Source organism: Shewanella sp. AS16, from assembly GCF_021412365.1.
GTDB classification, from domain to species: domain Bacteria; phylum Pseudomonadota; class Gammaproteobacteria; order Enterobacterales; family Shewanellaceae; genus Shewanella; species Shewanella salipaludis.
The window spans coordinates 1-299 of record NZ_JAKCLK010000208.1 but is presented as its reverse complement, the minus strand read 5'-3'; the positions used below and the strand labels follow the sequence as shown (position 1 = coordinate 299).

The 299-nt window shown below is 51.5% G+C and carries 1 protein-coding gene; it reads right to left on the bottom strand.

Annotated features, from left to right (window positions below):
- On the bottom strand, positions 1 to 257 hold a 257-nt coding region (locus LZP73_RS20025; RefSeq protein WP_234236665.1), incomplete at its 3' end, for a TOBE domain-containing protein.
- Positions 258 to 299: the final 42 nt, after the last annotated feature.

Sequence of the window (299 nt, the reverse complement as noted above, 5' to 3'; positions counted from 1 at the left end):
GACACGCTGCCAGCAAACTGGTTGCGAGCAGAGAATTTCAGTCCACAGTCTTCCGTTGCCAGCGTGACCCACGGGGCTTTAATCAGGGCAATCGCTTCTTTCCCTTTCGCCAGACCCAGCGCTTGCTGGCTGCTGTGAGTCACAATTGCCACCAGCTTTGCACCACCTGCCAGCGTCAGTTCTACTTCATCATTCACAGCGCCCATTGCTACTGCGCTAACTGTTCCGGTTAATTGATTTCTTGCTGAAACTGCCATACTGCCTCCTTTCATTGAATGATGATCGAGTATAACCACATC